Source organism: Bacteroides caecigallinarum (assembly GCF_021531075.1).
In the GTDB taxonomy this organism is placed as follows: domain Bacteria; phylum Bacteroidota; class Bacteroidia; order Bacteroidales; family Bacteroidaceae; genus Phocaeicola; species Phocaeicola caecigallinarum_B.
The window spans coordinates 1-11,279 of record NZ_JADYTJ010000069.1 but is presented as its reverse complement, the minus strand read 5'-3'; the positions used below and the strand labels follow the sequence as shown (position 1 = coordinate 11,279).

At 40.4% G+C, this 11,279-nt stretch carries 8 protein-coding genes; 7 read left to right on the top strand and 1 reads right to left on the bottom strand.

Annotated features, from left to right (window positions below):
• The 4 genes from I6E11_RS13450 to I6E11_RS13435 form a co-directional block, all read left to right on the top strand.
• On the top strand, positions 1 to 207 hold a 207-nt coding region (locus I6E11_RS13450; protein ID WP_235338664.1), incomplete at its 5' end, for a hypothetical protein.
• Positions 208 to 212: 5 nt separating this feature from the next.
• Positions 213 to 773 (top strand): DUF3575 domain-containing protein, encoded by a 561-nt coding sequence (locus tag I6E11_RS13445; protein ID WP_235338663.1) that lies wholly within the window; start codon positions 213 to 215, stop codon positions 771 to 773.
• A 1-nt stretch (position 774) separates the two neighbouring features.
• Entirely contained in the window at positions 775 to 3,072 is a 2,298-nt protein-coding gene (locus I6E11_RS13440; RefSeq protein ID WP_235338662.1) for a hypothetical protein, read from the top strand.
• 6 nt (positions 3,073 to 3,078) lie between these two features.
• Positions 3,079 to 4,389 carry a hypothetical protein gene (locus I6E11_RS13435; RefSeq protein ID WP_235338661.1) on the top strand — a complete coding sequence of 437 codons (1,311 nt, stop codon included), beginning with the start codon at positions 3,079 to 3,081 and terminating at the stop codon, positions 4,387 to 4,389.
• A gap of 6 nt (positions 4,390 to 4,395) precedes the next feature.
• Here the strand turns inward: I6E11_RS13435 and I6E11_RS13430 are convergent, their stop codons facing one another.
• Positions 4,396 to 6,393, bottom strand: coding sequence for an AAA family ATPase (locus tag I6E11_RS13430; protein ID WP_235338660.1), 1,998 nt, complete (start codon positions 6,391 to 6,393; stop codon positions 4,396 to 4,398).
• Between the two features lie 754 nt (positions 6,394 to 7,147).
• Between I6E11_RS13430 and I6E11_RS13425 the strand changes: the two genes are divergently transcribed.
• The 3 genes from I6E11_RS13425 to I6E11_RS13415 all read left to right on the top strand — a co-directional run bounded on the left by I6E11_RS13425 (position 7,148) and on the right by I6E11_RS13415 (position 11,240).
• Positions 7,148 to 9,064 (top strand): tetratricopeptide repeat-containing sensor histidine kinase, encoded by a 1,917-nt coding sequence (locus I6E11_RS13425; protein ID WP_235338659.1) that lies wholly within the window; start codon positions 7,148 to 7,150, stop codon positions 9,062 to 9,064.
• A gap of 100 nt (positions 9,065 to 9,164) precedes the next feature.
• Positions 9,165 to 9,851 (top strand): response regulator, encoded by a 687-nt coding sequence (locus tag I6E11_RS13420; protein WP_235338658.1) that lies wholly within the window; start codon positions 9,165 to 9,167, stop codon positions 9,849 to 9,851.
• Positions 9,852 to 9,881: 30 nt separating this feature from the next.
• Positions 9,882 to 11,240, top strand: coding sequence for a BACON domain-containing protein (locus I6E11_RS13415; RefSeq protein ID WP_235338657.1), 1,359 nt, complete (start codon positions 9,882 to 9,884; stop codon positions 11,238 to 11,240).
• Positions 11,241 to 11,279 lie beyond the last annotated feature (39 nt).

Sequence of the window (11,279 nt, the reverse complement as noted above, 5' to 3'; positions counted from 1 at the left end):
GAATATGAAGATCCTTATACTATTTATGATATTTTAGATGATGAACCAATTTATACCTTATCAAATGGCTCGTATCTGACTTATAAAATTAAATTTTCACCAAAGAATGTTGATGTGACTGATGAAGTATCTCAATGGGAACCTTCACCGGAAAATGATAAGAACGTGTCCTTTGATGAAGAAACAGGCGCTGTAACTCAAAACTAATAATCATGAAACATATTAAATATATACTTTTATCATTATTCCTGTTTTGCAGTTACAGCCTTGTTCATGCACAACAGATTGCCGTAAAAACTAACGGACTGATGTTGCTTGCACTTACACCGAACGTGGAATTCGAAATGGTGACGGGCGAACACTCCAGTGTTAATCTGGGAGCTTTCGGACATTCAAAACCTTATGGATTTAACTCGGAGGTTTTGGGACTACAGGCTGAATACAGGTACTGGTTCAACGGACGTCCTATGACCAGGGAATATATAGGACTGGGAGCCTTGGGTACTACCTATAAAATGCAACTTGGAGACTATATGTACGACGGGGATGCCGTTGGACTGGGACTGACAGCCGGATATTCTATCTCGCTAGGGAAAAAACTGAACCTGGAATTCTATGGTGGATTCGGACTTCTGGGATTCAAACAAAAATATTATTATAAAGACGATACGTACGAGGATTATTTTAACGACGGTAACATTACTACCAACTCCAAGGGATTCAAACTCTTCCCTACAAAGCTGGGAGTATCTATTTCTTATATTATAAACTGATATGGAAAAATTTTCTGATTTGAAGTGTATCAAAATTATTATTCTTCTGCTGGCTCTTTATGCAGGATATGTACCGGGATGGACACAGGATATTAAGATTGTGTCAGGACGTGTGCTGGATAAGGAAACGAAACTACCATTCAAGGGAGATGTGGTTTATATTTATGCCTTTAACACTGTGGCAGATGCGAAGGATGCTCTTGATGCTATAAACAGTCAGAATGCAACCATCTTCAGTGACGGACAGGAACAGGCTGATGAAGGGGGATATTACGAAATAAGAGTGGCAGAGACTGGAGCGTTGATTTATAAAATAGGACTTGCTGAAGCTGTTTTGGAAGAAGTGAAGTACAGGATGGAAATAAACGTCTTTCTGGATGCCGGTATTCAGCTAGGTGGTATTGATGTAGTCGGTACATTGCAGGATATTATGCCTAAGGAAGCAGCACCGACACTTATAGGAAACAAACTGATAATGAGGAATTCTTTCCCTATTCCCGCACAGTTCGGAAAGACAAATGCCAGACTTATAATACAACCGTATGTGGTGATTTGCGACAATCAGGATACAGTGACTTTCACAAAGCCTTTAGTATATGACGGTGAACAGTATCGCCTGACACAGGAAAGACGTATGGCATATAATCTTAATAATGACCCATTGTTCAAATATGCTAACAAAAGACCGCTGACGGAAAACAGAATGAACATCGAGTGGGAGGATACGGTGATTGTGCCGGACCCTACAAAGAGCTATTATGGTAATGCTGTTATCAGGCTGGAGGACTATAACATGGTGTATTATGACAAACTGACCAAGATTATCAGTTGCGAGGCAAGGCGACCGCTGAAATTCCTGGAATATTCGCTGGACAGCTACAGCCTGAATTTTGAAGACTATAAAAGAAGACCGAAAAGGGAATTGCGAAATACTGCTGCCAATATATCTCTTACTTTCCTTGTGAACAAGGCGGAGATAGATGATAAGGACCCGAACAACGAAATACAGCTTAATGCCTTGAGGGATAATCTTATGAATATCATCAACTGCGAGGACTGTAAACTGAAGGAAATAAGGGTGACGGGTGTGTCGTCGCCGGAAGGTAACTATCAGTCCAACCTGGCACTGGCCAAGAGACGTGCGGTGTTTGCAAAGAACCAGCTGAACAGACTGCTTCCTGCAAGGGCGCTGCAAAGGACTTTCATGCCTGCTCCGGATGCAAGGGTGGCAGAGTGGATAGAACTGGTGGATGTATTGAAAAACGATTCGTGCTTTAAGGAAGCGGAGGAGCTGCAGAAGATTATCGACGCTAATCCGGACAGCCAGCAGAAACAGTATATGGAGATTAGAAAACTGCCTTATTATAACACTGTTATCAAAGAGCATCTGGGGGCACTGCGATATATGAGGTTTGAGTATAAGCATGAGATTTTCAGGGAACTTACTCCTGACGAAATATTGCACCGATATGAGACGGATATGGACTACAGGACAGGAAAGAAGGATTTCGCCCTGTATGAATACTGGCATCTGTTCCAGATGGTGAAGGACAAGAAGGAACTGGAAATACTGTACCGCAGGGCATACAAGGCTTCGAAAGAGTCGGAAGGACAACCGTGGATATTGCCTGCAAACTTACTGGCTGTATCGTATCTGAACAGGGATACTGTGGATACTTCCATTCTGGAACCGTTCATTGACAGGAAAACACGTGGGGCAAACGTGGTGAGAACAAAAATGGACGGTGTGACGAAAGAGATTATCAATCCGGAACAGGTGGTGGCAAACCAGCTTAGTATGTATCTGAAGGCAAATAACTTTGAACAGGCGAGTGTGATGGCACAGATTCTGCCGGATAATGAGAATAATGCGAAACTGAAGGCTTTTGCAATGTGTCTTGGCGGATATTACAGAGGTGGATCGAATGCCAAGGAAAGGGAAGAAGCAAGAAAGACTTTCGAATTGGTTAAAAGTTCTTCGCCACTGAACGAGGTTGTGATGTATCTTGCCATGGATACCAAAAAGAATGATGCGTTGGCTATGGAGGCTGCAAAGAAATTGCCGGTGGATGACCCGAAAACGTGGTATCTGAAGGCTATCGCTCATATCAGGACCGGAGATGCAGGTTTTATGAATGCAGAGTACTGTCTTACCAAATGCTTTACTTTAGATGCCAAATACGTTCCTATAGCGGAGACAGATGGTGATATAGGCAAGGATTTGTTTGAAACTACAATCAATGATTTGGATATGAACAAAGATATGATTGATATTTATATTCAACAATTTGGACTTTAACACATTATGATAAAACTTAAATTTATTATATCAACGATTGTTCTGTTTCTGGGCATGAATGCCGGCTTGTGGGCACAGCAGGATTCTACAGCTGTAAATGACACTGTGGGTGGAAAAAAGTTTTTCAATGCGCTTGACTACTCTATGCAGAAAAGATACAGACCTGAGAACAAGAACTTCGAAAACAACAAATGGTCTGACAATACTTTTGTGGAAATTAACATGGGAGTGGAGGATTTTCTGAACAGAGATGGGGCAGAGATAGGGCTTTATAAGATATTCTCGGCCGGTTATGGAAAGATGTTCACTCCGGTGCATACGGCAAGGGTGAACCTGAACGGGGGATGGGCATTGCATGAAAGAACAAGCGACTCCTTTGTAAGGGTGGGACTTCAAGCCAGTCATCTGTTTAATATCACAGCCTATATGAAGGGGTATAATCCGTCGAGACTGTTCGAAATATCGTCCGTTCTGGGACTGGGATATACTTACACTAAAATGAAGGGACAGGATGCTTTCAATGTGGGTGAACTGCATGCGGGGGTGCAGCTTAAACTGAGACTCATAGACCAGTTGAGTATGATTCTGGAACCGACTGTGGCTTTATATACGGACGGAATAGACCATTATACGAAGACAAACTGGCATAAGTATGATGTGGGTTATGGTGGCAAACTGGGATTTATATATAATCTGGACGACAGGTATAAAAAGCCTGCAGGTGAAGGTGGAAACGCCGGAATTGATGCCTTTGTCAGCCTTGCAGGGGGTATTCAGTATCAGTTCTCGAATATAGTGAGGGAGATGGGGATAAAGAATACTCTGGGACCGCATGTGGCTGTTTCGGCAGGTAAGTGGCTGTTGCCGTTTTTGGGCATCAGGGGTTCTTTGTTCTATGGTGGAGATACATGGAACAGATACTATACTTATAATGAAGAGGGAATGGTGACTGCCGAAAACAAGCTGAACTGTGCTTATACAGGAGCCAGAGTGGAGGCTATGGTGAATGTAATGGAGTTTGTTCCGCTTGACGTAAAAAGGTATCTGGCTGTTTCTGTTATAGGTGGTGCTGAAATTGCAGGAATGAATAAGAAGGATATTTCGCAGAGTGTGAAGTTTACGTACTTTGCATTTACCGGTGGCTTGCAGGCTAAATACAGGATTAATGACAGGTGGGGAGTATTTGTGGAACCGAGACTGTCGCTTGTGCCATATTCGTATGTACCTAAAAACAGTCAGGGAGTGGAACTTACTGAGCGTATGGACTACTCGGACAATATTTATAACTTCAATCTGGGAGTAGAATATTCATTCTAAACTCCCTTATTTGCGTTTTTTCTTCAGTTCTTCGGCTATGCGGTATTGGATTTCCGCTTCGTATTCCATACCTACGGCCTCCAGTGCTTCGCCGAAGAACTGGTGGGCTCCGGGATGCTCCGGTTTCAGGCTTGTGGCTCTGTCCAGATCGGACACAGCTTCTTCTGTCTTTCCTGTGAAGAGGCGTAGCTTTCCGCGGTTATAGATGGCCTTGAAATTGTTGGGCTGTATTTGCAGGGCATGATTCAGACATCTTTCTGCTTCTTCTACATTGTCTTCGTCGAAATATGTCACACCTTTCCTTACCCATGCGTCTACAAATTCGGGATACAGCTCTATGGCTTTGTCGAAATTGGCATGTGCGGCTCTGGGGTCTTTGGCTTTGGTGATACATTCATTACCCATAAGGTAATACTCGTGGGCATATTTCCTGAGGTTTTCCTTCTGCTGCCGGAGTTCTTCTTTCAGTGATTTGTTTTCTTCCTTCAGTCTGTTTATTATTCCAAGTTTCTTCCTTATAAAACGCTGTATGAGTGGTTTCTCTATGTCGTAACGGCTGTGTATGGCTTTGAAGAAACTGTCCAGGAATTCGGCGAAATTGCCTTTATCGAATGCTTTTACTGATTTTTCGTATTCTATGTCGGCCTGGGCTTTTTTCATGGCACGGTCTATGGACATGGAGTCGTTGAACTTTTGCGAGAATTCTGTTATCTCGGGTTTTACGAATATGTCCGAACGTGTGATTTCTTTTTTCAGCTGTATGCCTTCGAGCGAGGTGCATCGGCTCAGCGCCACGTATGTCTGGCCACCGGCAAATACTCCTCCGGTGAAGTCTATTACTACGCGGCTGAATGTAAGTCCCTGGCTCTTGTGGACTGTTATTGCCCATGCCAGCTTGATGGGGAACTGCTTGAATGTGCCCAATTCCTCTTCTTCTATTTTCTTTTCCTGTTCGTTATAGTGATAGCGTATGTTGCTCCAGCTTTCCTGTTCCACATAGAATTCCCTGCCTTCTTCGGTGGTAATGCTTATGCTGCCGTCGGCTGCAAAGCCTGTTATGGTTCCCAGTGTTCCGTTCACCCATCGTTTTTCCAAATCGTTTTTGATGAATATGATCTGTGCGCCTTTCTTGACAGTCAGTTCTATGTTTGTGGGAAGGCTGCTTTCGGGGAATTCACCTTTTATCTCGCCTTTCAGTACCACGGGAGGGGTGTCCAGTTCGCTGAGTTTTCTTTCGTTGATGTAGTCCACACTGTCGCGTCTGGTAGCAAGTGTGATGTACATGTCGTTTTCGCCTTCAGATATTGGGGCGTTGAAACGGGTATTGAGGAGCTGCAGGTCGGCAGCCCGTGCTGTGTTGGTACGTATATGGTCCAGTATTCCTACAAATGCTTTGTCGGTCTGGCGGTATACTTTGGTGAGTTCAATGGAAACCAGTTCCATCTGGCGGAATACATTGGCCGAAAAAAAATATGGATTGGGATAGAACTTACTGAGTATTTCCTTTTCGTCGCTTTTCACTACCGGTTCCAACTGGTATACATCGCCTACGAGCAAGAGCTGTTTCCCACCGAAAGGTTCGCGCATGTTTCCCGAGTATACTCTCAGAACTTTGTCTATGAAGTCTATAATGTCGGCACGTACCATAGATATCTCATCTATGATGATGAGTTCCAGGCTTTTGAGCAGCTTACGATGATTGGAGGTGTATTTCAGGGATTCGTGCAGACGGCTGCCTTTGAACTTTGGGTCGTCCGGAAGAAGAGGATGAAAAGGCAGTTTGAAGAAACTGTGCATGGTGCTTCCTCCGGCATTGATGGCTGCAATGCCTGTGGGTGCCAGGACTACGTATTTCTTTTTTGTGGTCTGGCAGATGTATCTGAGGAATGTTGATTTACCTGTTCCGGCCTTTCCTGTGAGGAATACTGACTGATGTGTGTATTGTATCAGTTTTAGTGCGTTCTGGAATTCCTGATTGCTCGTGTCTATGCCTGAAGTAGTCATTTGTGGTGCAGTTTCTTTCTTTTTTATGTTTCCGGATGCGAATATAGCGATTTAACTTAAGCTTCGCAAACTCAACTTACAGGTTGCAAGTTGACAAGTCTTCAGATTGAGATGTTATGGCTCAAGAAAGAAAAAAAGCGTCTGCAAAATTTTGCAGGCGCTTTTTTTTATATTCGAGCCTCACGGCTGTTGTTTCAATTGAAAAGGTCGTTATGACCCGAAAGTTTTACTTTCTGTTTGCCATGTTTTCATTCAACATTACATAACCCCAGATCATTGGGTCTGCATTGGCAATCTTGTTAAAAATACTTTTTACCTTTTTCATAATGTTATCCTTTCTTTTTAAGTTATTAAAACTTTTTTTTCTCTAGGGCGAGCCTCACGGCCGGCCTTCGAATTTTTTACCTTAATCATTTACCTATTAACCTTAAAATTATTTATGTGTCTAGTTTAAGTCAAGTCTAGGACCTTTTGTCCTTTAATTACACTGCAAAGATAGAGCCTTTTTTGTTACAAAATATGTTTTACGACATGTTTTTCGTTTTTTGTATTGTTTTATTGATGTAAATCAAAATATTCTATTATATCAGATAGTGAAGGCATGTAATATTGTCATGTCGGTCATTCTATCTATGACATAACTGACACTTTATTACTTTTTTAAGGTTAAAATAGCAACTGACAGGCTTTTTATGGTTGGCTTTTAAATATTATTATTATTTTTACGGGTATATAAATTTCTAATATTATAATTATGGTAAAGAATGTATTGGGCCTGTTAGTCTGTGGGCTAATGTGTTTGGGTTATGCAGTGGGAAGCAATTCGGGGATAGACAGTCTGAAGCAAGTTTTGTCTGCTAAAGGAACTAAGGATTTGCCACAAGAACGTTTGGCAGAAATCTATTTGATGCTAAGTGAGGAATATGAATCTGCAAACTCCGATTCGTTAATATATTTCACTGACAAGGGTTTGGAACTGTATGATAAACCTGATTTTGGAAGTTGGATATATCTGAGGCTTCTTAATTCTAGGGCAACGTATTATTATTCTGATGGGGATTTTGAAAAAGCAAAGTCTCTATATCTTGATTTATTGGAGCATGCATCGCATATGAATCCGCGCGATTATAATTTCGAAGCTACGGTTTCCATGTCGGCCGGTGTGTCGTATAGGAAACTTGGCATGACGGATTCTACGTTGTTCTATTATAACAAGGCTACTGATTTGGGAAAGTCCGGTGGTGACAAAAGTACTCTTTCGTCTATTTACTATAACATCGGAGCGATGTATTTTGCGAGGGAGAGATATAACGATGCATTGTCGAATGCAGAGACTTCTGCCCAATATGCATCCGAGGCTGATGATATAAATATGTATATGTATGCCAGAATTTTGCTGGCATCTGCTTATGGCAGAATGGGGAAATATGCCGAAAGTGCTGAAATTCTAAAGAACAATGTAGAAGAGTCTATCCGGAAAAATTTCACCATGTTGGCTATGAGTTCTTTCAGTCCGTTGCTAAGTACATATCAGCTATGGGGAAAGAAGGATTCGGCAAAGATATATCTTGAAAAGTATGAAAGGTATATTGACGCAATACCGGCAGGTAGTCCTACCGCACTGGAAATGATGGGCGTACGTGCAAGCCTCTACAACTGGATGGGCGAGCATAAAAAGAGTCTGGATATCCTTTTGGGTAATCCACAGATTCTGGCACAGATTTCTTATGATGCATATAACAGGTTGCTGGCACGCAATTACGAAGCTTTGGGCGATTACAGAAATGCATATAAAAGTATTCAGAATGCATATGCCTATGGCGATTCTCTAATGAAAACACGTGTAAATACCGAAATGTCCGAATTGAATGCAAAATTGAATGTGAATGCCAAGGAATTGGAAATTTCAAGACTGGAAAATGAACATGCCCGCCAGAAAGCGGCAAACCTCAGGATTGGTATTTACATGGGAATAGTTATAGTAGTATTATTTATAATTGTATTGCTCCTGCAGCACAAACGGAAAATACAGAGGAAGGAGGCTGAGCTTATTTCTGCCAAAAGATATATTGATGGACTGGAGAACGAACGTAAGCGTCTGGCCAAAGACTTGCACGATGGTGTATGTAGCGATTTGCTAGGTGTTATTATGCAAATAAAAAGCAATGAAGTGTCTGATGAAGAAAGAAACAGGGTTATTGTTATGCTTGAAGATATCAGAACAGGAGTAAGGTCGATTTCGCATGAACTTATGCCTCCTAGTTTCCAGTTTACAGACCTGGATGAGATGTTGTCCGGATATTTTGCTAAAGCGGAAAGGCAAACAGGAATACATATCGAATATAAGTCACGTTCGGATAAAGATTGGAGTCAAATACCTCACAAAGTCGGTTACGAAATATATCGTATAGTACAGGAGGTTTTAAGTAATTTCCTGAAACACGGCAATAGTGAACCTGTTTTAATAGAGATGGTTCAGGAAAACGGAATCTTGGAACTGACAGTGAAACAAGAAGGTGTGTGGAAAAATAATGTGAAGGGTGAGGGTATAGGTATGCGTACCATCGATGACAGACTTAAGACTATTGGAGGCAAATATTATGTATCTAAAGGTAACCAGGTTGGGGTAAATATCAGTGTCAATCTGTTGGAAAACATTGCAAAAGGGTAAAAATCACGGAATTCAGTGAAACTAGTTTCTTTATATTTATGTTCCTTTGCAATGTAAAACTATTTATACAAATTTTAGTAGTATATTGGTTTCTGAGGTTATGGTTATAGAAAAGAAAGGAATGGAATACGAGAAACCTGCTGTACTTGTGGTGGATGATCATGCTTTGATTCTTCATGGCATAAAGTCCGTATTAGAAGGAATGTCTGAGATAGGGGAGGTGTGTTTAGCTTCTGCCGGAGCACAGGCCATAAGGCTGATGAAGAATAAATTCTTTCATGTTATTATATTGGACATAGAATTGCCAGATGTCAGTGGTTTTGAACTAATGGAAATCATAAGGCATATGTCGCCCGAAACACGAATTGTTATAAATACTATGCATGAAGAAACATGGCTGGTGAAAAAAATGATTAGGATGGGGGCTGATGGGATTACTCTTAAATCGGCCAATTTAGATGAAATCAGATCTGCATTGAAATGTGTTTTGAGAGGGGAGAAATATTTTTGCGATGAATTCAACACTATAAAGAAGATGCTGAGACTGAGTGGCGATACAAATGACTATCAGTCAATGTTGACAAAAAGAGAAATGGAAATTCTGGAGGCCATATCTACAGGTATGCAGACAAAAGAAATAGCAGAATCATTACATGTGTCTGTAAATACTGTAGAATCGCACAGAAAGAGTCTGTTCTCTAAATTCGAAGTAAAAAATGTGGTGCAGCTTGTGGTGAAAGCCATTGATAACGGTATAGTTCATCTTAAGTCGAGGAATAAATTCTGAAAAATAATTCATTATAAATCTTTATGTGATATGAAAACTTTTTATTCTTTTTTGCTGTTGATGGCAGTTGCATTGACAGCGTGCGACGAAGTCCTTACAGAGAAACTTATCCAGTTGGCAGACGGTACTTCTACGTCACTGGTATTTGATGCCGACGCTACCGGAGAAACTACAATCAAATTTACTGCTGATGAGGCATGGACAGCGTCAGTAAGTGAAGTGGCATCTTCTAAAAGCGGTGAGAGCATTTCATGGTTGACACTTAGTCCTTATAGAGGCAATGCCGGAGAAAACAGTATTACAATCAACTTACTGAAGAATTTTACAGGCGAAACACGTAAGGCAGAAATCAAAATCGTTTGTGGTGACAGCGAAGTTGTTATTTCAGTAGAACAGAAAGGCGAAGCATCTACAGGTGCTGTGGTGAAGAAAATTAAGGAAATGCAATATGAATATATTTACAATAGTGAAAAGATTAATAATTCTAATCTTAAGTCAGGAAAAAATACCGCAGTTTTTGAATATGATGATCAGGATAGAGTCATCTCCATTGACTTAAATGATGATGAAAACGGTGAGTCTAAAGTTGCCCTTGACTATAGTAATGATGGGATAATCAATATATCTGTTACATATGCTTCTGAACCACAGGCAGGAACTGAAGCAAAAATAACTCTTAATGATAACGGATATGCAGTAAAAGTTCAGGCTAAGGAGATAGATTATTCTGAGTATAAAGATGTTGTTGAATTCGATTATACAGATGATGGACGTATAGGAAAGTTAATCCTTCCTAACGAACATTATGACAAAGATGAAATCTATTCATTAAAATACAGCGAAGGTTATCTTACTAACATAATATATGAAGATGAGAATAATACCGAATCGGATAATATTACATTTAATATTCCGGAATTCTATCCAAATAATTATCCGAACAATGGTATGATAGATATGTTTGCATTCCTCGATATGTCGAATGGATTTGATTACGTATTTTGGATTGGTAGAGTAGGAAAAACAAGTGATTATATACTTGAAAAAGATATAAATACAAAAGGTTATGACTATGCTTATATAGATGATTTGGAATTAGTATCAATGGATAAGTATAATCCTGGAGATAAAATGGGTGATCCTCATAGTAGAAATATAGTAACTTTTGATGATTATGCTACAATAGAGTGTGAATATGATAATGAAAAGAATTTAAGTAAGTTAACAAGGAAATTAAGGTATGATGTTTTGAAAGAAACATATCAGAAGGTTGTAACTGACAGAGTAGTAGAAACTGTAGATGGACAATTTTATGTAGCCAAGAGTGAATTTAAAACAGAGAAGATAGATGAAGGTTATGATTATGATATCTATACGCTGAAGTATTAAGATTTTAAACAGTTCAGCTGTTGTTCATGGATTCCATAG